The following is a 25,406-nucleotide window of genomic DNA, read 5'->3' on the forward strand; positions in this document are numbered from 1 at the left end:
GGCCATCACCAGCATCCACTCGCCGGCCCGAAAGAACAGCGGCACCAATCTGCCAGCACCACACCAGCGAACTGGCACCACCTCAGCGAACTAGCTCCACACCAGCGAACTAGCTCCACACCAGCGAACTAGCACCACCCCGGCGAAGGCCCGGGCCCAGTTGGGAAGGCCAACATTACAGCGACCGCCGTCTGCCCAACCCCTGTTTCCCCGCGAAGGCGGGGACCCAGACTGGGCTCCCGCCTTCGCGGGAGAACAAGGAGGCAGTAGCTGCGACGGACCGCCCTGCCAGCGGCCGCAGTCCCGACAACACCTGTCCTACATCCCAAACCCATGGCAAAGCGCCAAACAAGGCCGAAACTCACACCCTCCCGCCGGACCTTCTGCCGGACGAAACCGTTCCAAACCTGAAACCCCAAAACTGCTCCCGCCAAAAGTCTCCCAGCGTGTGAACTTCCTGCACTTCCGGCAGGAAAACCACGTAATATCAGAGCTAAAAGCATGACCCTAGTCCCCGTCGCCGAAGCCCAGTCCCGCCTCTTCGCCATGGCCCCCCGCGTCGGCCACGAGACCGTGACGCTACGCGAAGCCGCCGGCCGCTGGGCCGCCGAGGACATCCTCGCCCGCCGCACGCAACCCGCCGCCGACCTGTCCGCCATGGACGGCTACGCGATCCGCTTCGAAGACCTCCCCGGCCCCTGGAAAGTCATCGGCGAAAGCGCCGCCGGCCGCCCCTTCACTGGCAAGGTCGGCCCAAGAGAAGCCACCCGCATCTTCACCGGCGCCGCCATGCCCGACGGCGCCGACACCGTCTTGGTCCAGGAAGAAGCCGAACGCGACGGCGAAACCCTGATCCTAGCCGGCGAAGGCCCCCCGACGCTCGGCCGCAACACCCGCCGCAAGGGCCTCGACTTCTCCACCGGCACCCGCCTGATCGCCGCCGGCGACCGCCTCAGCCCTGCGCGGATCGCCGTCGCCGCAACCGGCGGCCACGGCAGCCTCACCGTCAACCGCCGCGTCCGCGTCGCCGTCGCCGCCACCGGCGACGAACTCGTCCCCCCCGGTTCGACCACCGACGGCGTCGCGCTCCCCGAATCGAACGGCATCATGCTCGCCGCGATGCTTGCGGACGTGCCCGTCGACATCATCGACCTCGGCATCCTCCCCGACAATCTCGAGATCCTCCGCGAAGCCTTCGCCAGCGTGCAGGCAGACCTACTAGTCACCACCGGCGGCGCATCGGTAGGCGACCACGATCTCGTCCGCCCGGCGATCGAAGCCGCCGGCGGGACCATCGATTTCTGGCGGATCGCGCTGCGCCCCGGCAAGCCGATGATGGCCGGCCGGATCGGCGAGATGATGGTACTCGGCCTCCCCGGCAACCCGGTCTCCGCGTTCGTCACCGCGACGTTGTTCGTCAAACCCGTCGTCGCGCACATGGCCGGCGCGCGCGACCCGCTCCCCCAGTCGACCCATGCACTGCTCGGCGAAGACCTGCCCGCGAACAACGCCCGCACCGACTATCTCCGCGCCGAACTGCGCGATGGCAAAGCCTATGCCTCGACGATCCAGGACAGTTCGATGCTGCTCACGCTCGCCCGCTCGACCTGCCTGATAGTCCGCCCGGGCAACGCTCCGGTTGCAAAGACAGGCGAATCGGCGGAAATCCTCGTGATCGCGTGACGCGAGCGCTTGACGCCGTTAATTATGTTCCATAGAAGTTCCCAGTCTGTTCCGGACGGAGAACCGCCATGCTCACGCGCAAGCAGCACGAACTCGTCTGCTTCATCAACGATCGCCTCAATGATACCGGCGTCTCGCCGTCGTTCGAGGAGATGAAGGACGCACTCGACCTCAAGTCGAAGTCGGGCGTCCACCGTCTGATCAGCGCGCTCGAGGAGCGCAACTTCATCCGCCGTCTGCCGAACCGCGCGCGCGCGCTCGAAGTGCTGCGAATGCCAGAGCGTGCGGAGAAGAAGGCGCCGTCGAAGGCGTCGAACGTCAAGGCAGCCCCCGCCGCCGCGACGCCGCAACCGGCCAACGACGTTATCGAGATTCCCTTGCACGGCCGCATCGCCGCCGGCGTCCCGATTGAGGCGTTCGAAGGCAGCACGATGCTAGCCGTCCCCGCCGCGTTGCTCGGCACGGGCGAACATTATGCGCTGGAAGTATCCGGCGACTCGATGGTCGAAGCTGGCATTCTCGACGGCGATTACGCCCTGATCCGCCGCACCGAAACGGCGCGAGACGGCGAGATCGTAGTCGCGCTGATTGAAGACAGCGAAGCCACCCTCAAATACTTCCGCCGCGAAGGCGCCATGGTCCGCCTCGACCCGGCAAACCGAGCCTACGACCCCCAACGCTACGCCCCCGCCCAAGTCCGCGTCCAAGGCAAACTCTCCGGCATCCTCCGCCGCTACGACTGAACCGCGGAGGGCGGCCGATGTGCTTGTTCGGCGCGTCGGCCTCGTTCTCTAATCGCGCCGACGAGGCCGTATGTCGGACGGTACGACAAAGCCCCCGTTTGTCGGAAAACGGGCGCCGGAACTGTTCGGCAGAGCTGGCATTTTGCTCAAGAGCATCGAAGCTGACGCAAGTGTTTTGGTGCAGTCTTAACAAAATTCTGTGAAGCGCATGAACGTCTATTCCCGATGCGGCATGGCGTTCGGAAGACGATCCCGCATTCCATTACAAAACGGGGCCTTGGACAAAAAAGAGATAATCTCTGCGCCTCTGCGCCTCTGCGCGAACATCTCGTCGACGCCCCTCGGCGCAGCAGAAGATTGGTTCGCGCAGAGACGCAGAGGTGCTCCGCTCAGAGAAGAACGCCGCTGTTCCAAACGCCTTCGGAATGAACCCTAGGCAACCGCCCGCCAAATTTACTCTACCCTGCAAGACTTCTCCGCGGCTCGGCGGCTCCGCGTAAACATTCATTTCACTACAATTGCCTACGGCTACGGATAATTGTGTTCACGCAAAGGCACAAAGGCGCAAAGGCGCAAAGCTGTTGCGTCTGGACCAGCGCACCGTCCTTTCCGGGCACAGAGGAAGCCGACATGACGCTCTCGTTTATTGAAACGGCCGCGGTCTCCCGAAACGCACCACCTTAGCGCCTTTGCGTGATCAATTTTACGTGTCAGCGTCTCCCATGTGCTCGAAACGCCGATGCTGAGCCCCGAAACCCGCCCCGCTGCGGCTTGAAAGAATATGGAGTGCGTTCGAGGATTGGCGGGTCGCGCCAAGGGTGGCGGTCGCCCGCGTTCAGTATCGTCACGACCGTCCCCGCCCCAAAAGTCAGCGCGACACCGCCCGTCCTCCGTAAAACGCGGCGATCCAGTTTCAGCCACCGCGGTACGCACCGCTTCGGCAGACCACGTTCGCTGACGACGACGTCGGCGCCCCGACAGGCGGCGATCAGTTCAGCGATAGGAACCATATAGGCGCTGCGCGTCGCGAGGACTCGCCACATTCGTCCCCGTGCGGCGATATCGGTGACGCACAGATCGCGACTGCACCGCGCGTCGGGTTGGTCCGCCAGCAGCAGCGGCTCGCCGTCCACCCCGCCGTTCTCCGCCAGCATGTCGCGCGTATAGTCGCCAGCCCTATCGCGCAGCATTGCGAGCCCCGCCGCCGTTCGCACCGCGACATGGCGCCCGTCGCCGGTCACGAGAACATCTGGCGCCGGCGTCGTCATCGCCCAGACCGCGCCAATCGCCAAAGGTATCAGCCCAAGCCGCCGCCACCGCGTCCGCCACAAGGCTATCCAGATGCCACCAACGATCATCGACGCGAACGCCGCCGTCGGCATCGCGGGCAAGGACCGCACCGAACCTGGTGCGCTGGCAACAAAATGTGCAAGCCATAGCAGAGCGTCGAGCGAGCGCTGGACCAGCCACCAGATCGGCGCCCCGATCCCGCCGGCATCGAGCAACAACGCCAAAGCCTCCAGCGGCATCACCACGAAGGTCGTGAGAGGAATCGCGATGATGTTCGCGAACGCGCCGTAGAGCCCGGCCTTGTGGAAATGATAGACCGCGATCGGCATCAGCGCGAACTCGACAAGCAGGCCGGTGAGCAACAGCGATACTACCCCACGGGCGAGGCGGCGCGGTTGGCTTTCCTCGTGCGGCCCGAAAAACGCGCGAACCGAAGGATGCTCGTGCAGCGCCATGATCGCGGTTATCGCCGCGAACGAGAGTTGGAAGCTCGGCCCCGCCGCCGATTCGGGCAGGACGAGCATTACGCACGCCGCCCCCGCCGCGACGAGCCGCAAGGTCATCGCCTCGCGCCCCATCGCCAGCGCCGCCAGCACGAGCAACGCAGCGACGCACGACCGAATCGTTGGAACCTGGCTTCCGGTCAGCAACGTGTAGCCGATAGCCGCCGCCGCTCCCGCTAGCGCAGCGATCAGAGGCAGGCGCGCATGCAATGCCAGCCAAGGACTTAGCGCCAGCAGACGCAACACGATCAGCATAGTCGCGGCTACCGCAGCCGTAATATGCAATCCGCTCACCGACAGCAGATGCGCGAGCCCAGCGCGGCGCATCGCCTCCGAATCTTCTTCGCTAATGGCACCGACATCGCCGGTCGCGAGGGCTGCAGCGATCCCCCCCGCGCTGCCGTCCAGACGTGATACGATGTGGTGAGAGAGCGCGACGCGGATGCCGGCTCCCGACTCACTCGGCGTCGTCACGACTACGGGCGCGAAACCTCTTCCAGTCGCGCCGATCCCGCCGAACCACGCGACTCGCGCAAAGTCATAGGCGCCAGGCACTGCGGGCAAAGGCGGTGGCATCAGACGCGCCCTTAGGCGGATGATCGCGCCAGTCCCGAGCAACTTCGGCGCATCCGTTTCAGCAAGATTAACGCGGACGCGGTATGGCAGGGCAACCGGTTGCCCGTCGGTCTCAACGCCCTTCGCGATCGGCAGCAGCGTCAGCCGGACCAGCTTCCGTGCCACCAGCGGCTCGATCGCCTCCACCGTCGCGGAGAAGCTAGCGATCGTCGGTCCGCCCAGCACGGGTCGCGCCACCGACTCCGATCGCGCCCAGATAAGCCCCAGCCCCAGCGCCGCCGTCAGCAACCCGATCGCCAGCGACCGCGCCGCGCGTCCGCCCTCCCCCACCGCCAGACACACCAGCCCGCCAGCCACCAACAGCAGCATTGCCACGCACCACGCCGCCGGGTCCGGCAACGCGAACCACAACGCGATCCCGCCACCCAGCACCACCGGCAGCCACAATACCAGTTGGTCGCGCTCCGCCTCCAGCCAGCGCTCCACGGCAAGCCCGGCGGCAGCCCCCCATCGCGGCACGCCCATTTGTCGCCACCAAGGACGCATGCTAGGGGCGGCGGCGGCTGTCATGGCCATCGTTTATCCATCGTTTCATCAGTCTGGGAGCACCCGCGGTTGGGCGCAATATCTGATACGGGTACCGCCAATCCGGCCGCACCCGTGGTTACCCGTTTCGCTCCGTCGCCGACGGGGTTCCTGCATCTTGGCGGCGCGCGCACCGCGCTGTTCAACTGGCTGTTCGCAAAAGCAAACGGAGGTAAATTCCTGTTGCGGATCGAGGATACCGACCGGGTCCGCTCGACCGAGCCGGCGATCGACGCGATCATCGACGGGATGCGCTGGCTCGGGCTCGACTGGGACGGCGACGTCGTCATGCAGTTCGCAGGTGCTGAGCGTCATGCGCAGGTTGCACACGAAATGGTCGCGAAGGGCCATGCGTATCGCTGCTACATGACCAACGACGAGATCGCCGCGATGCGCGCCGAGGCACAGGCCGCGAAGAAGCCACTCCGCATCCGCAGCCCTTGGCGCGATCGTCCCGAGAGCGAAGCGCCGAACCTCCCCCACGTCGTCCGCCTGCGCGCGCCGCAGGAAGGCGCCGTCACGATCGAAGATCGCGTCCAGGGCGCCGTCACGGTCAAGAACGAAGAGATCGACGACCTCGTCCTGCTCCGTTCGGACGGCACGCCGACCTACATGCTCGCGGTCGTCGTCGACGATCACGATATGGGCGTCACGCACGTCATCCGCGGCGACGATCACCTCAACAACGCGTTCCGCCAGTTGCCGATCTACCGTGCGATGGGCTGGCCCGAGCCGATCTATGCGCACATCCCGCTGATCCACGGCCCCGACGGCGCCAAGCTGTCGAAGCGTCACGGCGCGGTCGGCATCGAAGCGTACCGCGACGAGATGGGGATCCTTCCCGAGGCGTTCGACAACTACCTGCTCCGGCTCGGCTGGGGTCACGGCGACGACGAGATCATCAGCCGCGAACAGGCGGTCGAATGGTTCGATCTGTCGGGCGTCGGCAAGTCGCCCTCGCGCTTCGACCTGAAGAAGCTCGAGAACCTCAATGGCCATTACATCCGCGAAGCCGACGACGCGCGCCTTGCGCGCCTCGCCGCCGATCGCCTCGGCCACGACCTGCCGACCGGCGGACTCGATCTTCTGACTCGCGCGATGCCCGTCCTGAAGCCGCGTGCCGCAAACCTGAACGAACTGGCCGAAGGCTCGAATTTCCTGTTCAGCCAGCGTCCTCTGGCGATGGATGACGCCGCGGCGAGCCTTTTACAGGGTGAAGCGAGTGCGATTTTGGTCAATGTTCATGCCGAACTTGACGCGCTCGCCACGTGGGATACGGAGGCGCTCGAAGGCGCGGTACGGCGCGTGGCCGAAGCGCGGGGCGTCAAGCTCGGCCAGGTCGCACAGCCGCTTCGCGCCGCGCTGACGGGACGCAAGACGTCGCCGGGTATCTTCGATGTGCTCGACCTGCTCGGGCGCGACGAGAGCCTGGGACGGATCGCCGACCGGATGGCTAGCTGATAAGATTTCGAGGAAGGATACAAGCATGAGCGAGACCGCAACCCTCAAGGTCGACGGCAAGGATTTCGAGTATCCGGTGATGTCCGGTACGGTCGGACCCGATGTCATCGATATCCGCAAGCTGTACGCGCAGACGGACAATTTCACCTATGATCCGGGCTTCACTTCGACGGCGTCGTGCCAGTCGAAGCTGACCTATATCGATGGTGACGCGGGCACGCTGCTGCACCGCGGCTACACGATCGGCGAGCTGGCCGAGCAGTCGAACTTCATGGAAGTCGCCTACCTCCTGCTCAACGGCGAACTGCCGAGCGAAGACGAGCTGGCGAACTTCTCCAACACGATCACGCGCCACACGATGGTGCACGAGCAGCTCGCGCAGTTCTTCCGTGGCTTCCGCCGCGACGCGCATCCGATGGCGATCCTGTGCGGCGTCGTCGGCGCGCTGTCGGCCTTCTATCACGACTCGACCGACATCCACGATCCGGCCCAGCGCGTCATCGCGTCGCATCGCCTGATCGCCAAGATGCCGACGATCGCCGCGATGGCGTACAAGTACAGCGTCGGCCAGCCGTTCGTCTATCCAGACAACACGCTGAGCTACACCGGCAATTTCCTGAAGATGACGTTCGGCGTCCCCGCCGAGAAGTACGTCGTGAACCCGATCGTCGAAAAGGCGATGGACCGCATCTTCATCCTCCACGCCGATCACGAGCAGAACGCGTCGACCTCGACCGTCCGTCTCGCCGGTTCGTCGGGCGCCAACCCGTTCGCGTGCATCGCGGCCGGCATCGCCTGCCTGTGGGGCCCCGCGCATGGCGGCGCGAACGAAGCCGCGCTCAACATGCTGCATGAGATCGGCACCGTCGACCGCATCCCCGAGTACATCGCTCGCGCCAAGGACAAGAACGATCCGTTCCGCCTGATGGGCTTCGGTCACCGCGTCTACAAGAACTACGATCCGCGCGCGGCCGTCATGCAGACGACCGTCAAGGAAGTGCTTGGCGAGCTGGGCGTCACCGACCCCGTGTTCGACGTCGCGATCGAGCTTGAGCGTCTGGCGCTCAGCGATCCGTACTTCATCGAGAAGAAGCTGTTCCCGAACGTCGATTTCTACTCGGGCGTGATCCTGTCGGCGATCGGTTTCCCGACGTCGATGTTCACCGTCCTGTTCGCGCTCGCCCGTACCGTCGGCTGGGTCGCGCAATGGAACGAGATGATCACCGATCCCGACCAGAAGATCGGCCGTCCGCGCCAGCTCTACAGCGGTCCGACCGCACGTGACTACGTCCCGATGGCGTCACGCTGATGAAAGCGCTCCGGCCGATCCTGATGATCGTCGGCGTGCTCAGCGCGCTGATGGGTCTGCTCTGGATCGGTCAGGGGCTCGGTTACGTCCACTGGCCGCAGTCGAGCTTCATGCTCGACCAGCGGCCTTGGGCGGATCGCGGCGCGTTCCTCGCCGCGTTCGGCCTCGCGCTGATCCTAGTGGCGCGCCGGATCCGTCGGTAACGTCAAGACGAACCGCGCGCCTTCACCGGACGCGCTTTCTACCGTGAGATCCCCCTGCATCGCCCGCGCGAGACGCCGTGCGATATACAGGCCGAGCCCGTTGCCGCCGGCCTCCGACGTGTCGACCCGCTCGAACTTCTCGAAAATCCGGACCTGATCCTCGGGCGCGACGCCCTTGCCCTGATCCGCTACGGTCAGCACCGCATGCGTCGCGTCGCGTGTGACCGTCACCGACACGTCCGATCCGCGCGGCGAATACCGCAGCGCGTTTCCGACGAGATTGACCAGTATCTGCAGCACGCGGCGGAAGTCGCCGATTGCCGGCACGCGTACGTCGGTCGCAGGCCGCACGATCGATACACCGAGATTGGCCGCGCGCACGGTCAACAGCCCCGCTGCACGACGCGCGACGTCCGCCAGGTCGATCGGTTCGGGCGCGATCATGAAATCGGGGCGCTCGACCGCCTGGAGATCGACCAGATCGTCGACCAGCGACAGAAGGTGCCGCCCGGCGGTCGCGATGTCGGCGGCATAGTCGGCATAGTCGCCCTGCACCGGGCCGTCGGACTGCGCATTAATGCTGTCCGCATTCGCCACGATCCGCGCCAGCGGCACGCGCAACGCCTTGTCGAGCCCGGTCGTGAAAGTGGCCGACAGGACGGAGGGCTCGGCAGGCGCTGGCGTATCCTCGACGATCACGCGGGCCGCGCCGACGAAGCCCGCAAAATCGCCCGACACATCGTATCGCACGTTGGCCGTCAGCATAACCGCCCGCCCCGAACTCCGCAGCCGCGCCGGCTGTGCCGTCATCGGACGCCGCCGGGCGAGCGAATCGAGGATCGGCAAGCCGCCGTCCGATCCGGAGTCGAGCGCGAACATCGCCGTCAGCGGCTGCCCAAGCAACGCGAATGGATCGAAGCCGTGCTTGGGCCCGGCATCCAGCGTGACGAACGTCAGTCGCAACGCGGCATCGGTTTCCCATCGCCAGTCGCTATCGCTGTCAAGGAAGCCCTGCACCTCGGGCGAAGGCCGCGTCGGGCGCCACGCTGCGATCTCGCGCCAGCCGCTGACCGTCAGCCGGACATTCTCGCCGTCGGGCTGCGCGCGCACCCAGAGGTCGACATCAGCCTCGTCGTCGGCGACGACCACACTGCGTGAGACGACGATCCCGAGCCGTCGCGCCAGACGCGCGATCGTCGCGAGTTGCGGAACTGCCAGCGGCGCACCACGCATGCCGCCAGCGCGCTGGTTCAGCGCGACCAAGGCCGGATCCGCAAACACCAGCGTGCCATCGGCGGCAACGATGGCGTGCGCGATCGGGTTCTCGATGGTGGGATCGAACATCGTCATCGACGGTCCGTACGCGCAAGTGCCCGCAAGGCCAGGCGAAAATCGCGGTTCAGCGCCAACGGCGCTACCGCGGCCTGGGCCTCCGTCACGTCGATCGAAGCGATTTCGTCGAGCGCGTCGGCGAACGCCTCGATATCCCGCCGCGGGTCCGCTTCGGACAAGGCGAGGCCGATCCTGGCGATCGTCGGTCGATCCATGTCGATCGCCCGCAACGCCAGCCACAGTCGATCGCCATCGGGCTCGAGCGTGATCGCCCTCGCCTGGTCGAACGCGATGCCGAGCGCATGCGCGAGTACCGCGACGAACAACGACAGCCGACGATCGCCGATCGATTCGACCAGCACGGCGGCCAGCTCGTTCGGTCGCGCATCCATCGCGCCCGCCAACCGCATCGCGACCGCATCCGCCCGCTCGCCTTCGTCGTGCGCGGCCAGGCTGCGCTCGGCGGCGTCGGTAATCGCCCGGTCGCCCTCACGCGTCGTCACGCGCTGCTCGTCGCGGATCGTCGCGGCAACCCACCACACGAGCCGATGATGGAGTTCGGCGGGCAATTCGCTGCCACTGGCCAGACCCTGTTCGTTCGATACGCGCCGTCGACTTTCCGCCGCCAGCAAGGCCGACGCGGCGGACGCGACGACGCGATCGGGTACGCCTGCCAGCCGTACCACCAGGCTCGCCTCGTCGGGATCGGCGATGTCGACGGGGAGCGAGGCGGCGATCAGGTCATGGCGGACCCGCGCGATCAGCTCTTCCATTAGATCTTCGTCGCGTAACAGACCGGCGCGGGTCAACCGGGCGACGACGCCCGCGCCTTTCGGCCGCAGGACCGCCTCGCCAACCTTCAGCAGCCCTTGCCCGGCCAACAGCCGCGCCGCGTGGCGACGGATGTCGGCTTCGATCGCTTCGACGATTCCGCCCAGGACCCGGGCAAGCATCAGCCGGGTGCGATCGTCGAGCCGAGCGTCCGCATCGAGGAAGAAGTCGGCGATCGTTCCCGCCAGCCGCGTTTCGGCACGTAGACGCGCGCTTTCCGCACGGGCGACGGGCGCATCAGGTGACGGCATCGCGTCTTGGACAGGATCTTGGCCGACAGACATGATCCGGTAGGTAGTCCCCTGTCGTTAATGTCGGCCTAAGGATCGCGACGAAGTCGTTCGATCGCATCCGCCAGGGTCGCAGTCGCATATACTGCAGCAAAACCAAGCCCAAATACCGGAAACCCGAGCAGCGCGAACGCGCCCACGATCAGCAGATAGGCCGCCGGGCTCCCCCACCAGAGCCGGCGATCCCGTTCGAGGATAGCGCGCTCGGCAAGGCTGCCGATCGCGATCAGCGCAGTGCCGATCGCGAGCGCCGTATTCTCGCCGGCACGTCCCGCGACGATGAACGCGAAGACCAGGGTCGACGCCGCAGCGATGCCGCCGATCGCCAGCGTCTGCCACCGGGCCAGTGGAGCCTCGTCGCGAAGATCGCTCAGGACCGAGCCGAGCGCGAGCGCGACGCAGGCGACCAGCGCGATCACCAGACCCGTCGAGGCAAGACCGAACCCGATCGTCACCAGGCCAGCGACGCCCAGCGCCAGCCCCGCCCCGCCGACGCTTGCGCCCGCCGCGCCACGATCGACCAGCAATGGCAGGGCAAGTCGCGCGATCGGCGCCAGCACGAACCGATCGAACCAGCCGCGCCGCCCTGACACGATCGTCATCAGCACCGCGCGTCCGCGCTCTTCCAGCGTGCGTGCCTGACGTTCTATGCCGTGCCCGCCGCGCACCGCATCGGTCGGCAACAGCACCTGCGTCGCCCGCGACTGGACCGCGAACCGCAACAACGACGATTGCAGGTCGTAATCCTGCGGCAGTCCGGCGACTTCGGCGATCCGGCTCGCACTGAGCCGCGCGACGCCCGCCCATGCCATCTGGCCGCCGACCCGCTCAAACCCCGGCCCGGCATCGGCCTCCGGCACGACGAGCAGGCAATCGCCCTCTTCGGCGGCCATCGCCTTGACGATCGCATCGGTCGTGACAAGTCCGTCGCCGAGCATCAGCACACGCGCCAGTGGATGAAGCTTTTCGACCGCCTCGGCCGCAGATCGCACCGTATCGACGCTGACGCCGCGCCGTCCGATCCGATTGATCGCCCCGAGTAGTTCGGGCGTCATCCGCGCGACGACGACGATCACCTGCGCCACGCCCGCGGCGATCAGCAACCGCGCCTGATACTCGATAAGGGTGACGCCGCTGAACGGCAGCGTGGCCGCCAGACGATCGGGGCGATCGTCCGCGTCGTGAATTGCAAATAATAGGCCGGCAAGCATCGTCGGCTGTTAGGCGGTCGATGGCGTCCTGCAAAGCCCGGGTTCGGGTGGAACGTCCGTCGATACGGCTCAATCCGCTTGAAAGCACGGATCGACCGGTGTGGGATCAAAGACTGGCGACGGCCCGGCGGAGTTTCTTCAGACCTTCGGCATCGCGTGGATCGCCGTCCGCGACCGTCGTCGCGATCGTCATCAACCGGATTGCGCCAAAGCTCGCGGCCAATCCCTTCAACCGCCACGCTGCGGCGCGCCAGTCGTCGACGTCGGTCGCCAGCGTCATCGCCGTCAGTGCCCGTTCGGCGCTTTCGATGAACGCGATTCGCAACTCGGCGATCAGGATGGGTTCGTCACCCACCGCGGCCGCCAGCGTGGTATCGATTGCTCCGGGGTCATACGCCATGTCGCCCTGCTTACCGGACGGATGCTTAAGGGAAGATTGCACAAGACGTTTTGTCCGGCCACGTTTCGTGATACTTCGACAGCTCATGAACGGGGGTTCGCCAATGATCGGGTTTCGTGCGGCGGCAGGCAATGCCCATCCCATTCGCGCGGATATCGTGATGGAACCGGTATCGGACCCTATGCCCCAGAGCGCGTATCAGGAAACATTCGAAGCGTTCGAGGTGGATGATCCCGCACGCGGCCTTGGTCGGGTGTTTGCGGGGATTGCGATCTTCGGCGTCTTGGCGTGGCTGTTCGGCATGGTCTGGTTCGCACGGGATGCGCTGGCGACGATCGAACCCCTCGCGCTCGTCCAGTTCGTTGCTGCACTCTGCGTTGTTCCGGCGCTTGTCGGGATCGTCTGGCTCCTCGCGATGCGCACCAGCCGCGCCGAAGCGTATCGGTTCGGCGTCACCGCTCAGGCGATGCGCGACGAGGCGGCAAGCTTGGAGCGCACCGTCGCCGCCCTGTCGAATACGATCGAGGCCAACCGCGCGCAGCTCGCCGAGCAAGTCGATACGTTCCTGCTGATGGGCAATGGCGCGACCGAGCAGCTTGCCGCCATCGGTCGCGGCATGGCGTCGGAGATCGACCAGGCCGCCGCGCACGCCCGCAACCTCGCCACATCGACCGCCGGCGCGCAGACCAGCCTCGGCGTGCTGATCGCTACCCTCCCCCGCGCGCAGGCGGATATCGACGACGTCGCCAAGCGGCTCGAACGTACCGGTCTGTCGGCGAGCGAACACGCAGCGGCCCTCGATGCGCAGATCGTCGCGCTCGCGGAACGCGGCCGCGAGGCCGACACAATGGCGAGCGGTGCCGCGCAACGTCTCGCCGCGCATATCGTCCGGATGGAGGCAACCAGCCAGACCGCGGGCGCCCATCTCGAATCGGTCACCGACGGGATGTCCGCCGCAGTCGACGCGCTACTCAACCGCACCGCCGATGCCGTCGATCTATCGAGGCGGGGGATCGCCGCGCAAGGCGACGCGATGCTGGCGATGGTCGGAGCCAACCAATCCGCGCTCGACAGCGCCGCGCGCGATAGCGCCGAAGCGCTCGCGCATCGCATCGCCGCGGTCGAGGACGCGATCGAACGCGTCGCGATCCGCCTCGACCTGCAACGCAGTGCCGGCGACCGGATCGTCGACGACCTTCATGCCGGGCTCGGCGACGTCGAGGCGCGGATCGAACTGTTGCACCGCCACGGTACCGAGCGGACGCAGGGTCTCGCCGCATCGATCAGCGCGCTGGGCGGTTCCGCCGACGCGATGACCGAGGCGCTCCGGACCGGCGACGACATGGCGCACCGGACGATCGCCACGACCGAGACGCTGCTCGTCGCGCTCGACGCCGCCGCACGCGAGATCGACGAGACGATGCCGGCCGCCCTCGGCCGCCTCGATTCGCAGGTCTTGGCCAGCAAGAGCATCGTCGTCTCCGCGCGTCCCGACCTGCTCGCGCTGGTCACCGCGGCGGAGAGCACGCACGACGCGATCGAGGCGATTGCCGGCGTGATCGGCGAGCAGCGCCTGGTGCTCGACACGCTCTCGACCGACCTGCTCAACACGCTCAACACCGGCCGCGCGAAGGCCGATGCCTTGGGCCAGATGGTCGACGAGGCGATCGGCCGGACGCAGCATTTCGCGGAAGACGCCGCGCCGCAGTTGATCGAGGCGCTTCACCGCGTGCGCGAGACGGCCGCCGTCGCCGCCGACAAGGCACGCGAGACGCTGTCGAAGGTCATACCCGAAGCCGCAGCCGCACTCGAAGCCGCCAGCGCCGACGCGATGCGCCGCGCGACCAACGACACGGTGGAACGCCAGGTCAAGGCGCTTACCGATGCCACCGGCGCCGCGGTCGACGCCGCCACCGGCGCGACCGAACGCCTCGCGCGCGAAGTCCAGGCGATCGTCGACCAGACCGCGATCGTCGAAACGCGGATCCAGGAAGCGCGAACCGAGCGCGAGGACGCCGACCAGGACACGTTCGCACGCCGCGTCTCGCTGCTGATCGAATCGCTCAACTCAGCCTCCATCGACATCACCAAGGCGATCGCCCCCGAAATCTCCGACAGTGCCTGGGGCGCGTATCTCAAGGGCGACCGCGGCGTCTTCACACGTCGCGCCGTGCGCATCCTCGACGCCAGCGAAGTCCGCGAGATCGCCGGCCTCTACGACGAGGACGAGACTTTCCGCAAGATGGTCAATCGCTACATCCACGACTTCGAAGCGATGCTCCGCACGATCCTGACGCAACGCGACGGTTCGCCGCTCGGCGTGACGCTGCTGTCGTCGGACATGGGCAAGCTGTACGTGGCACTGGCACAGGCAATCGAACGCCTGCGCTGAACCGGACCTCACAGGAGCTTTCGAAATGATCCAGCGTCACCGCTAACGCGGCCCTCGCCAGCGGAGCAACCCGCCGACCGGACTCATATTTCGAGGCTTACATGCCCAGACTGAACACCAAAATCTGCGTCGTCACCGGCGCAGCACGTGGCATCGGCCGCGCGATCGCCGAGCGCTTCCATGACGAAGGCGCCATCGTCATCCTCACCGACATCGACGAAACCGCCGGCGTCGAGACTGCGACGGCGATAGGCTGCCGGTTCGAAAGGCTCGACGTCCGCGAAGAGGCGGATTGGCAGCGCCTGGCGGCGGTCGTTCCGGTGGTCGACGTGCTTGTGAACAATGCCGGCGTGACGGGTTTCGAGCACGGCATGGTCGCGCACGATCCGGAACATGTGAGCTTGTCGGACTGGCGCGCCGTTCATGCAGTTAATCTAGACGGCACGTTCCTAGGCTGCCGCTATGCGATCGGTGCGATGAAAACGGCGGGCACGGGCTCGATTATCAACATCTCGTCGCGGTCGGGACTGGTCGGCATTCCCCTCGCCGCGGCCTATGCGTCGTCGAAGGCGGCGATCCGCAATCACAGCAAGACGGTGGCGCTATATTGCGCGCAACAGGGGTGGAAGATTCGCTCCAACTCGGTGCATCCCGCGGCGATCCTGACGCCAATGTGGGAGCCGATGCTGGGGGATGAGCCGGACCGGGAGGCGCGGATGGAGGCGCTGGTGGCCGATACGCCGTTGAAGCGGTTCGGGATGCCGGAGGAAGTGGCCGCGGTCGCGGTGATGCTCGCGTCGGACGAGGCGACGTATATTACGGGGACCGAGATCAATATCGATGGCGGGTTGTTGGCGGGTTCAGCCGCGTCGCCGGGGTAACGATCCCCCCCCCCCCCGCAAGGGGGAGGTGGCGCGAAGCGACGGAGGGGGAGGAACACGCAACAGATGTTTGCGCTTACCTCCCCCTCCGTCTGGCAAGAGCCAGCCACCTCCCCCTTGCGGGGGAGGATCGTGGAGCCGCCACTCAGCGCGTAACCATGTTGCCGCGGTCGAACAGGTCGACCGTCTGCGGCGTGATCCACCCGTAAGAATAATTCAGCTGGAACAGCACGAACAGCAACGTCGCGACCACAGTCACCCGCCACGCCGTCCGCCCCGACCGAAACTCGTGCGGCGCGCTTTCGGCCTGGCCGGGGACGTGTTCGCCCCCGACCTCACGCGTCGTCTTCACGCCGAATGGCAGGACCAGAAACACCGAGAACGACCAGAACAGGACGTAGATCGCGAGTGCCGAGGTCCAGCGCACCCGATCAGCCCTCGATCAGCAGGACATCGACGATCGGCTGCTTGCCGGTCCAGCGCTTGGCGACCTTGCGCACTGCGAGACGGATCTGCTCGCGCATCTTCTCGCTCTCGCGCTTGCCACCGCGTACCGTGTCCGCAGCCGCCTGCACCGCATCGGCGATGAACGCCGCCCGGTCTTCCTCGACCGGCACGCCCTGCACGCGGACCTGCGGCTGGCCGACCATCCGGCCGTCTTTGCCGAGCGCGACACCGACCGAAATCTGGCCGTTGATCGCCAGCTTGCGCCGCTCGCTCAGCGTCGCGCCGTCCGCCGGCAGGATCACGTCGCCGTCGAGCACCAGGCGCCCGACCGTTGCGTTGCCGATCTTCGCCGGGCCCTTGGGCGCCAGACGGATGATGTCGCCGTTGCTCTGCACGATCGCGCGCGGAATGCCCTGCTCGAGCCCAAAGCGCGCATGCTCCATCATGTGGCGCATCTCGCCATGCGTCGGCACGAGTACCTCGGGCCGCAGCCAGTCGTACATCTGCGCGAGTTCCGGCTGACCCGGATGGCCCGAGACATGGACATGCGCCTGGCGCTCGGTGATCATCCGGATGCCCTTGGCCGCCAGCGTGTTCTGGATACGACCGATCTGGACCTCGTTGCCCGGGATCTGCTTCGACGAGAAGATCACCGTGTCGTCGGCGTCGAGCGTGATCGTGTGCTGGCCATTGGCGACACGCGCCAGTGCCGCGCGCTCTTCACCCTGGCCACCGGTGGCGATAATCAACACCTTGTTCTTGGGCAGGCGCATCGCTTCGTCGGGGCTGATCGTGTCGGGGAAATCCTTCAGATAGCCCGTCGCACGCGCCACCTTGATGATCCGGTCGAGCGAACGCCCGGTCACGCAAAGCTTGCGCCCGGTTTCCTTCGCGACTTCGCCGAACGTGTGCAGACGCGCGGCGTTCGACGCGAAGCTGGTGATCATCACGCGGCCCTTGGCCTTGCTGACCTCCTCGAACAGCCCCTTGCGGACGGTGCTCTCGCTACCCGACGCGGTGGTGTTGAAGATGTTGGTCGAATCGCAGACCAGCACGTCGACGCCCTTGTCGCCGATCGCCATGAAGCCCTCGGGCGTGGTCGGGTTGCCGATCACCGGGTTCTTGTCGAGCTTCCAGTCGCCGGTGTGGAACACACGGCCATAAGGCGTGTCGATCAATAGCGCGTTCGCCTCGGGAATCGAATGCGACATCTCGACGAAGGTGAAGCCGAACGGCCCGAGCTGGAAATTGCCGCCCATCGGGATCATCTTGAGCTTCACGCGGTTGGCGATGCCCTCTTCCTCGAGCTTGCCGCGGATCAGGCCCATCGTGAACGGCGTCGCGTAGATCGGCACGCCGAGGTCTTCGGCGAGGTACGGCAGCGAGCCGATATGATCCTCATGGCCGTGCGTGATGACGATGCCTAGCAGGTCGTCGATCCGGTCCTCGATGAAGGACAGGTCGGGCAGGATCACGTCGACCCCGGGATATTGCGGATCGGCGAAGGTGATGCCGAGATCGACCATCACCCACTTGCCCTGGCAGCCGTACAGGTTGACGTTCATGCCGATTTCGCCGGAGCCGCCAAGGCCACAGAAAAGGAGTTCGTTCTTCGGAGTCATTGATTACTTTCAGGATTATACAGGAATATGGCCCGCAGGCCGGTCGGCGCGAGCCCAATGGCCCTAGATATGGTGACGATCCCACATCATCGCCAGCCCCTGGATCGTCAGGTCGGCTTCGATGACGTCGAACACGTTGGTCTGTTTCTCGAATAATGTGGCGAGGCCGCCGGTGGCGACGACCTTCACGGGACGGCCGATCTCGCGCTTCATCCGCGCGACCAGCCCCTCGATCATCGCGACATAGCCCCAATAGATGCCGATGTGCATCTGCGAGACGGTATTGAGCCCGATCACGCTGGTATCCGTCGGTGCCTCGATCGCGATCCGCGGCAGCTTCGCCGCGGCGGTCACTAGTGCGTCGAGCGAAAGGTTGATCCCCGGCGCGATGATCCCGCCCTTGTACGCGCCGCTATAGTCGACGACGTCGAACGTGGTCGCGGTGCCGAAATCGATCACGATCAAGTCGCCGGGATGCAGCGCATGCGCGGCGATCGTGTTGACCGCACGGTCGGCGCCGAGCGAGGCAGGCTCGTCGACGTCGATCGCGATGCCCCACTCGATCGGCGCATGGCCCGCGATCAGCGCTTCGGTGTTGAAGTATTTCGACGCGAGCACCTGGAGGTTGTGCAGCGCGCGCGGAACGACGGTGGCAACGATCACGCCCTCGACCGCGGTGCGATCATGCCCGCCGAGCTGCATCAGCTGGCTCAGCCACACCGCGTATTCGTCGGCCGTCCGCCGCGGATCGGTCGCAATCCGCCAGCGTGCGACGATGTTGCCGGCATCCACCAGCGCGAACACGACATTGGTATTGCCGGCATCGATCGCGAGCAGCATCAGCGGGGCCTCAAAGCAGGAAGACGTCGGCAGCGTGAATGACACGCCGCTCGCCAGACGCCAAGCGGAGGATCAGCGCGCCGTCGGTGTCGAGCCCGACGAACAGGCCGTCGATGCCGCTGCCATCGGGGAGGCGAGCGGTCAGCGCGGTCCCGGCAGGGTGCGCACAATCGACCCAGCGCTCACGCACGGGCGCGATGCCCTCGGTACGCCAGCGCCCGATCCAACGCGCGAAACTGTCGGCGAGGATGTCGAGGAACATTGCCGGTTCGACCACCACACCGTGCGCGGCGAGATCGGTCGTCAGACGATCCGGCAAGTCTGGATGATGCGCGATGTTGACGCCGTAGCCGACGATCACCGCGTCATCCGCACGTTCGAGCAGGATGCCCGACAGCTTGGCATCCGCGAGCAGCAGGTCGTTGGGCCATTTCAGGACCAGCGTCTCGCTCGCGTCGGTCGTGCCCTGGCAGATCCCGGAGACGAGGAACGTCGAGACGGTTTCCTGCAAGGCGACCGCAGCGACCAGCGCGAGGCTGGCCGCGGGCGGATCCGTCGGTCGCAGCCGGACCAACGCGCTCGCGTAGAGGTTACCCTCGGGCGATGACCATTCGCGCCCGAGCCGCCCCCGCCCCGCCGTTTGCCGGATCGCGCGCAACCAGAGACCGTCCTCGGCACCGCCGCGTGCAAGCTCCAGCAGGTCGGCGTTGGTCGATCCTGTCTCCGCGACGGTGCGGATGATGCTCAGAACAACGCCCGTGCGGCCGCCATCGTCCACGCGCCGAGCACGGGGATGAGGAGATAGCCGGCTGGCGACACGAACACCGCGGCGATGGCGATCAGGCCACCCTCGACCTTGCTCTCCATCGGCGCGAACGCCGGTGCCGGATCGTCGAAGTACATCGTCTTGACGACGCGCAGATAATAATACGCACCGATCACCGAGGCGGCGATGCCGACGACTGCGAGCGGGAACAGCCCGGCGTCGACCGCTGCGCTGAACACCGCGAACTTCGCGTAGAAACCGAACAGCGGCGGGATGCCGGCGAGGCTGAACATGAAGATCGCGAGCGCCGCGGCCAGCGCAGGCCGAGTCCGCGACATGCCGGCGAGGCTGTCGATCGTCTCGACCGGCTGCCCGTCGTCACCACGCATCTGCAGCACCACCAGGAACGAACCCAGCGTCATCGCGACGTAGATCGTCAGGTACATCAGCACGCCAGACACGCCTTCCGGCGTCCCGGCCGCAAGACCGATCAGCGCGAAGCCGACATTGTTGATCGACGAATAGGCGAGCAGGCGCTTGATGTTGGTCTGGCCGATCGCCGCGACCGCACCGAGGATGATCGAGGCGAGTGCAGCGAAGATCACGATCTGGCGCCACTGATCGGTCGCCGGGCCCATCGCATCGACCGCCACGCGGACGCTGAGCGCCAGCGCCGCGACCTTGGGGGCTGACGCGAAGAACGCGGTGACCGGTGTCGGGGCGCCCTCGTACACGTCGGGCGTCCACATGTGGAACGGCACGGCGCTGATCTTGAACGCGAGCCCGGCGAACACGAACACCAGACCGAACAGCAGGCCTAGCGACTTGGTGCCGGCATAGGCTTCCGAGATACCCGAGAACAACGTCGTGCCGCTAAACCCGTAGACCAGCGAGATGCCGTACAGCAGGATGCCGCTGGCAAGCGCGCCGAGCACGAAATACTTCAGGCCGGCTTCCGCCGAACGCCCGTCGCGCCGCATGAAGCTGGCGAGGACATAGGCAGCAAGGCTCTGGAGCTCGAGACCGACATACAGTGTCAGCATGTCGGTGGCCGAGACCATGATCCCCATGCCGCAGGCCGACAGCAGGATCAGCACCGGATATTCCGGACGCAGATCGTCGCCGTGGCTACGCGCGAAGAAGCTCGGCGCCATGACGATCGCGACCGCCGAGGCGATGTAGATCAGCACCTTGGCGAACGCACCGAACGCGTCTGCGCGGTACAGGCCGTCGAACGCATAGCCGCCCGACGAGGCCGGACCGACCAGTGCGATCCCTGCCCCGACCAGGACGAACACGGCGGCGATCGAAACGGCCCGCGTGGACTTGTCCCCGCCCCAGGCCGAGACGAGCATCAGGGCGATCGCACCCAACGCCAGCACCAGTTCGGGCAGCGTCATGGCGATGTTAGCGGCATAATCCATCAGTGTGCCTCCCCGTGCGCGGCACTATGGACGGTGGCGGGCTTCCCCGCGGTTGGGTTTGAATCACTGGCTGGCTTGGCGCGGTCGACCCGGGCGAGAAGCACGCCCACGTCCTTGCGCATCGGTGCCAGGAAGCTCTCGGGGTATACGCCCATCCACAGCACGACGGCGGCGATCGGTGCGAGCAGCCACATTTCGCGGCCCGACAGGTCGACCATCGCGCGGACGTCGTCCGACTTGATCTCGCCGAACACGACGCGGCGATACAAGAACAGCATGTACGCCGCACCCAGGATGATGCTTGTAGTGCAGAGCAGCGCGGTCCAGGTCGAGACCTGATACGTGCCCATCAGCGACAGGAACTCGGCGACGAAGCCACTGGTGCCCGGCAAGCCGATCGAGGCCATCGTGAAGAACAGGAAGAAGATCGCATACTTCGGCATGTTGATCGCGAGACCACCATAGCGCGAGATCTCCCGGGTATGGAGCTGGTCGTAGATCACGCCGACGCACAGGAACAACGCACCCGATACCAGGCCGTGGCTCAGCATCATGATCATCGCGCCTTCGATGCCCTGCCGATTGAACGCGAACAGACCGATCGTGACGATCGCCATGTGCGCGACCGACGAATAGGCGATCAGCTTCTTCATGTCCGACTGCACGAGCGCGACGAGCGACGTGTAGATCACCGCGACCGCCGACAGGCCGAAGATCAGCCAGGTCAGCTGCCCCGAGGCTTCGGGGAACATCGGCAGCAGGAAGCGCAGGAAGCCGTATCCGCCGAGCTTCAGCAACACGCCCGCCAGGATCACCGAGCCTGCGGTCGGCGCCTGAACGTGCGCGTCGGGCAACCAGGTGTGGACCGGCCACATCGGCATCTTGACCGCGAACGATGCGAAGAACGCCAGCCACAGCCACGTCTGAACGTGGGCCGGGAAGTCGTAGTTCATCAGCGCCGGGATGCTGGTCGTGCCCGCGGTCTTCGCCATGTACAACATCGCGATGAACATCAGGACCGAGCCGAGCAGCGTGTACAGGAAGAACTTGTACGACGCGTAGATCCGGTTCGCACCGCCCCATATGCCGATGATCAGGTACATCGGGATCAGGCCGGCTTCGAAGAACACGTAGAACAGGAACAGGTCCTGCGCCGCGAACGTGCCGATCATCAGCACTTCGGTGAACAGGAACGCCGCCATGTATTCCGGCACGCGGGTCGTGATCGAGCGCCAGCTGGCGCCGATGCAGATCGGCATCAGGAAGACGCTGAGCATGATCAGCATCAGCGCAAAGCCATCGATGCCAAGCGACCAGCCGAACGGACCGAAGATGCCCGGGGCATGCTCGATGAACTGCCACTGCGCGCCGCCGATGTCATAATTCATCCACAGCATGATGCCGAGAACGAAGTCGATCAGCGTCGCCGCCAGCGCCAGCATCCGCGCCGTGTTCGCCGAAACGAACAGGCACGCGACGGCCGCGATCATCGGGACCGCGATCAGGACGGAGAGGATAGGAAAGCCGGTCATTACAGTCCGATCGCCCAGGTTACGGCTGCGGTCAGCCCGATCAGCATGACGAAGGCATAGGTGTAGAGGTATCCCGTCTGGAAGCGGTTGGCGACACGGCTGCCGATCTGGACGACCCAGGTCGCGCCGTCGGGCCCGAACCGGTTGATCGTCTTCTCGTCACCGCGGTGCCACAGGAAGCGGCCAATCGCGAACGCCGGGCGGACGAAGATCAGGTCGTACAGCTCGTCGAAATACCACTTATGCAGCAGGAAGTCGTAGAGCACGCCGAACTGTTCGACGACCTTGGCCGGGAACGTCGGTGCCTTGATATAGGCGTACCAGGCGGTCAGCAGGCCAAGCAGCATCGCGATCGTTGCCGACAGTTTGATCAGCAACGGCACGCCGTGCATCTCGTGCATTAGATGTTCGCGGAACGCGAGTGCGCCCTTCCAGAACTCTTCGCCTGCGGTCGGCTCGATGAAGAAGCCGTGGAACACGAAGCCGGCAAGCACCGCACCGACCGACAGGACGATCAGCGGGATCAGCATCGGCAACGGGCTCTCGTGCGGGTGATACCCGCCATCGCCTTCGGCCGGCGCATGAGCCGCCTCGTGATGGCCGTGCGGCGCGTGCCCTGCGTCCTCGGCCTGCGCCGGGTTGCCGTGGTGATCGTCCGCATGATGCGCGTCATGCGCGTGGTCGTCATGACCATGTGCGTCGTGGAGCGCATGCTGGATATGCTCCGATGCGGCCCAGCGCGGCTTGCCCCAGAAGGTCAGGAACATCACGCGCCACGAATAGAAGCTGGTCAGCAACGCGACGAGCACACCGACGAACCATACGCCCGGCTGACCCGCAGCCCAGCTCGCCTCGATGATCGCATCCTTCGAGTGGAAGCCTGCAAAGCCGATCGCGGTGTTGCCGAAGATGCCGGGGATGCCGACGCCGGTGATCGCGAGCGTACCCGCCATCATCGCCCAGAAGGTCACCGGGATCTTCTTACGCAAGCCGCCATAATAGCGCATGTCCTGCTCGTGGTGCATCGCATGGATGACCGAGCCGGCGCCGAGGAACAGCAACGCCTTGAAGAACGCGTGCGTGAAGAGGTGGAACATCGCCGCACCGTACGCGCCGACACCCGCCGCGAAGAACATGTAGCCGAGCTGCGAACAGGTCGAATACGCGATCACGCGCTTGATGTCGGTCTGCACGAGGCCGCAGGTCGCCGCGAACAAACAGGTCGCGGCACCGACCGAGGTGACCACGGTCAGCGCGACCGGGCTCATCTCGAACATCGGCGACAGGCGGCACACCATGAAGACGCCGGCGGTGACCATCGTCGCCGCGTGGATCAGCGCCGACACCGGGGTCGGGCCTTCCATCGCGTCCGGCAACCAGGTGTGCAGGCCGAGCTGCGCCGATTTTCCCATCGCGCCGACGAATAGCAACAGGCAGAGCACCGTCATCGTGTCGAAGCGGTAGCCGAGGAAGCCGAGCGTCGAGCCCGCCATGCCGGGAGCCGCCGCGAGGATTTCGGGGATTGAGACGGTGCCGAACACCAGGAACGTGCCGAAGATACCGAGCATGAAGCCAAGATCGCCGACGCGGTTGACGACGAACGCCTTGATCGCGGCTGCACTTGCCGACGGCTTGCGGAACCAGAACCCGATCAGGAGGTAGGATGCGAGACCCACGCCTTCCCAGCCGAAGAACATCTGGACGAGGTTGTTCGCGGTCACGAGCATCAGCATCGCGAAGGTGAACAGCGACAGATACGCGAAGAAGCGCGGCTGGTCGGGATCCTCGTCCATATAACCCCAGCTATACAGGTGGACGAGCGCCGAGACCGACGTGACGACGACGAGCATCACCGCGGTCAGAGCATCGACGCGCAGTGACCACGCGACGTTCATGTCGCCCGAGTGGATGAAGTCGAGCAGCGGCGCGACGGTCGCCGTGCTGGTGCCCGAGAGGAAGCCGATGAAGATCGGCCAGGACAACAGGCACGACGCGAACAGCGCAGCCGTGGTGACGAGTTTCGCCGGAACGTTGCCGATCGCGCGATTGCCGAACCCGACAACGATCGCGGCCAGTAACGGCAGGAAGACGATAAGCTGGATCAACCGTATTACCCCTTCATCCGGTTGACGTCGTCGACCGCGATGGTGCCGCGACCGCGGAAATAGATCACGAGAATGGCAAGGCCGATCGCGGCTTCACCCGCGGCGACCGTCAGCACGAACATCGCGAACACCTGTCCGACGAGGTCGTGGAGGAACGCCGAGAACGCGACGAGATTGATGTTCACCGCCAGCAGGATCAGCTCGATCGCCATCAGGATGACGATGAGGTTCTTGCGGTTCAGGAAGATGCCGAGCACCCCCATCGTGAACAGGATCGCCGCGACGACCAGATAATGGACGAGACCGATCGTCACAGTTCGACTCCCTGCCCGACGACCGGGCTCGTGTTGCGCGTGGCATCCTGCGGACGACGCGCGTTCTGGCGGCTGATGTTCTGCGCCTTGACGCCGCCACGCTGGCGGTGGGTCAGCACGATCGCGCCGATCATCGCGACCAGCAGCACCAGGCCGGCACCCTCGAACACGAACAGATAGCGCGTGTAGAGCAGGTTACCGATCGCCTGGATGTTTGGCACGGTATCGTCGATCGGTGCGGCACGACGTGCGAGCTGGATCGGGCCGGTGCTCCATGCGCCGATCGCGATCATCACCTCGGCGGCGAGTGCGACGGCAAGCGCGAGGCCGATCCCGAAATACCGGGCGACGCCTGCACGAAGCTCGGTGAAGTCGATGTCGAGCATCATGACCACGAACAGGAACAGCACCGCGACCGCGCCGACATAGACGATGACGAGCAGCATCGCGATGAACTCGGCACCGACCAGGATCATGAGGCCGGCCGCGTTGAAGAACGCGAGGATGAGCCACATCACCGAATGAACCGGGTTGCGCGACGCGATCGTCAGCGCGCCCGACAGGACGACGACGAAGGCGAAGAGGTAAAAGGCTAAGGCCTGAATCATGAGGTCCTCGTCACCCCAGCGAACGCTGGGGTCTCAAGCCGCGCGGGCGCGCTCTGAA

General features: G+C 65.7%; 21 protein-coding genes. 7 read left to right on the forward strand and 14 right to left on the reverse strand.

The window, feature by feature from the left end; all coding sequences use genetic code 11:
• Nucleotides 1-501: 501 nt before the first annotated feature.
• Together glp and lexA are read left to right on the forward strand one after the other, a co-directional pair.
• Nucleotides 502-1,683, forward strand: a complete 1,182-nt coding sequence (gene glp / locus C8J47_RS07955; RefSeq protein WP_121885182.1) for a gephyrin-like molybdotransferase Glp — start codon at nt 502-504, stop codon at nt 1,681-1,683.
• A gap of 68 nt (nt 1,684-1,751) precedes the next feature.
• The gene (lexA, locus tag C8J47_RS07960; protein ID WP_121885183.1) at nt 1,752-2,426 is read left to right on the forward strand and encodes a transcriptional repressor LexA; all 675 of its coding nucleotides are present in this window, start codon (nt 1,752-1,754) and stop codon (nt 2,424-2,426) included.
• A 710-nt stretch (nt 2,427-3,136) separates the two neighbouring features.
• On the opposite strand, the gene C8J47_RS07965 is transcribed toward lexA, so the two are convergent.
• The gene (locus C8J47_RS07965) at nt 3,137-5,320 is read right to left on the reverse strand and encodes a ComEC/Rec2 family competence protein (protein WP_183129060.1); all 2,184 of its coding nucleotides are present in this window, start codon (nt 5,318-5,320) and stop codon (nt 3,137-3,139) included.
• A 90-nt stretch (nt 5,321-5,410) separates the two neighbouring features.
• Here C8J47_RS07965 and gltX point away from each other — a divergent pair, with 90 nt between their 5' ends.
• The 3 genes from gltX to C8J47_RS07980 are packed head-to-tail and all read left to right on the forward strand — an operon-like array spanning nt 5,411 to nt 8,353.
• On the forward strand, nt 5,411-6,841 hold the full coding sequence (gene gltX / locus C8J47_RS07970; protein ID WP_183129050.1) for a glutamate--tRNA ligase: 1,431 nt from the start codon (nt 5,411-5,413) through the stop codon (nt 6,839-6,841).
• Nucleotides 6,842-6,866: 25 nt separating this feature from the next.
• Nucleotides 6,867-8,150 carry a citrate synthase gene (locus tag C8J47_RS07975; protein WP_056048581.1) on the forward strand — a complete coding sequence of 428 codons (1,284 nt, stop codon included), beginning with the start codon at nt 6,867-6,869 and terminating at the stop codon, nt 8,148-8,150.
• On the forward strand, nt 8,150-8,353 hold the full coding sequence (locus tag C8J47_RS07980) for a hypothetical protein (protein WP_060524735.1): 204 nt from the start codon (nt 8,150-8,152) through the stop codon (nt 8,351-8,353). The genes C8J47_RS07975 and C8J47_RS07980 overlap by 1 nt, the downstream gene beginning before the upstream one ends.
• On the opposite strand, the gene C8J47_RS07985 is transcribed toward C8J47_RS07980, so the two are convergent.
• The 4 genes from C8J47_RS07985 to C8J47_RS08000 all read right to left on the reverse strand — a co-directional run bounded on the left by C8J47_RS07985 (nt 8,327) and on the right by C8J47_RS08000 (nt 12,417).
• The gene (locus C8J47_RS07985) at nt 8,327-9,703 is read right to left on the reverse strand and encodes a sensor histidine kinase KdpD (protein ID WP_121885185.1); all 1,377 of its coding nucleotides are present in this window, start codon (nt 9,701-9,703) and stop codon (nt 8,327-8,329) included. The two genes, C8J47_RS07980 and C8J47_RS07985, sit on opposite strands and share 27 nt — an antisense overlap.
• The gene (locus tag C8J47_RS07990; RefSeq protein ID WP_121885186.1) at nt 9,700-10,800 is read right to left on the reverse strand and encodes a DUF2336 domain-containing protein; all 1,101 of its coding nucleotides are present in this window, start codon (nt 10,798-10,800) and stop codon (nt 9,700-9,702) included. Before C8J47_RS07990 ends, C8J47_RS07985 begins: the two co-directional genes overlap by 4 nt.
• 35 nt (nt 10,801-10,835) lie before the next feature.
• Complete coding sequence (locus C8J47_RS07995) at nt 10,836-12,017, reverse strand: hypothetical protein (protein ID WP_121885187.1); 1,182 nt, start codon at nt 12,015-12,017, stop codon at nt 10,836-10,838.
• A 106-nt stretch (nt 12,018-12,123) separates the two neighbouring features.
• Complete coding sequence (locus C8J47_RS08000; RefSeq protein WP_121885188.1) at nt 12,124-12,417, reverse strand: Hpt domain-containing protein; 294 nt, start codon at nt 12,415-12,417, stop codon at nt 12,124-12,126.
• Between the two features lie 103 nt (nt 12,418-12,520).
• Between C8J47_RS08000 and C8J47_RS08005 the strand changes: the two genes are divergently transcribed.
• Together C8J47_RS08005 and C8J47_RS08010 are read left to right on the forward strand one after the other, a co-directional pair.
• Nucleotides 12,521-14,809: a hypothetical protein gene (locus C8J47_RS08005; protein ID WP_259467436.1), complete on the forward strand. Its 2,289-nt coding sequence runs from the start codon at nt 12,521-12,523 to the stop codon at nt 14,807-14,809.
• A gap of 101 nt (nt 14,810-14,910) precedes the next feature.
• Nucleotides 14,911-15,690, forward strand: coding sequence for an SDR family oxidoreductase (locus tag C8J47_RS08010; protein WP_121885189.1), 780 nt, complete (start codon nt 14,911-14,913; stop codon nt 15,688-15,690).
• 145 nt (nt 15,691-15,835) lie between these two features.
• Here the strand turns inward: C8J47_RS08010 and C8J47_RS08015 are convergent, their stop codons facing one another.
• The 9 genes from C8J47_RS08015 to C8J47_RS08055 form a co-directional block, all read right to left on the reverse strand.
• The gene (locus tag C8J47_RS08015; RefSeq protein WP_121885190.1) at nt 15,836-16,117 is read right to left on the reverse strand and encodes a DUF1467 family protein; all 282 of its coding nucleotides are present in this window, start codon (nt 16,115-16,117) and stop codon (nt 15,836-15,838) included.
• Nucleotides 16,118-16,121: 4 nt separating this feature from the next.
• Nucleotides 16,122-17,759 (reverse strand): ribonuclease J, encoded by a 1,638-nt coding sequence (locus C8J47_RS08020; RefSeq protein WP_056048555.1) that lies wholly within the window; start codon nt 17,757-17,759, stop codon nt 16,122-16,124.
• Between the two features lie 63 nt (nt 17,760-17,822).
• Entirely contained in the window at nt 17,823-18,599 is a 777-nt protein-coding gene (locus C8J47_RS08025) for a type III pantothenate kinase (RefSeq protein WP_121885191.1), read from the reverse strand.
• A 10-nt stretch (nt 18,600-18,609) separates the two neighbouring features.
• Nucleotides 18,610-19,341, reverse strand: coding sequence for a biotin--[acetyl-CoA-carboxylase] ligase (locus tag C8J47_RS08030; RefSeq protein ID WP_121885414.1), 732 nt, complete (start codon nt 19,339-19,341; stop codon nt 18,610-18,612).
• A 2-nt stretch (nt 19,342-19,343) separates the two neighbouring features.
• Nucleotides 19,344-20,789, reverse strand: a complete 1,446-nt coding sequence (gene nuoN, locus C8J47_RS08035; RefSeq protein WP_056058328.1) for an NADH-quinone oxidoreductase subunit NuoN — start codon at nt 20,787-20,789, stop codon at nt 19,344-19,346.
• Nucleotides 20,789-22,321: an NADH-quinone oxidoreductase subunit M gene (locus tag C8J47_RS08040; protein WP_121885192.1), complete on the reverse strand. Its 1,533-nt coding sequence runs from the start codon at nt 22,319-22,321 to the stop codon at nt 20,789-20,791. Before C8J47_RS08040 ends, nuoN begins: the two co-directional genes overlap by 1 nt.
• Nucleotides 22,321-24,426, reverse strand: coding sequence for an NADH-quinone oxidoreductase subunit L (nuoL, locus tag C8J47_RS08045; protein ID WP_121885193.1), 2,106 nt, complete (start codon nt 24,424-24,426; stop codon nt 22,321-22,323). The genes C8J47_RS08040 and nuoL overlap by 1 nt, the downstream gene beginning before the upstream one ends.
• A gap of 5 nt (nt 24,427-24,431) precedes the next feature.
• On the reverse strand, nt 24,432-24,740 hold the full coding sequence (gene nuoK / locus C8J47_RS08050; protein WP_082441002.1) for an NADH-quinone oxidoreductase subunit NuoK: 309 nt from the start codon (nt 24,738-24,740) through the stop codon (nt 24,432-24,434).
• The gene (locus tag C8J47_RS08055; protein WP_056048540.1) at nt 24,737-25,348 is read right to left on the reverse strand and encodes an NADH-quinone oxidoreductase subunit J; all 612 of its coding nucleotides are present in this window, start codon (nt 25,346-25,348) and stop codon (nt 24,737-24,739) included. Before C8J47_RS08055 ends, nuoK begins: the two co-directional genes overlap by 4 nt.
• Nucleotides 25,349-25,406 lie beyond the last annotated feature (58 nt).

The organism is Sphingomonas sp. PP-F2F-G114-C0414 (genome assembly GCF_003688595.1).
In the GTDB taxonomy this organism is placed as follows: domain Bacteria; phylum Pseudomonadota; class Alphaproteobacteria; order Sphingomonadales; family Sphingomonadaceae; genus Sphingomonas.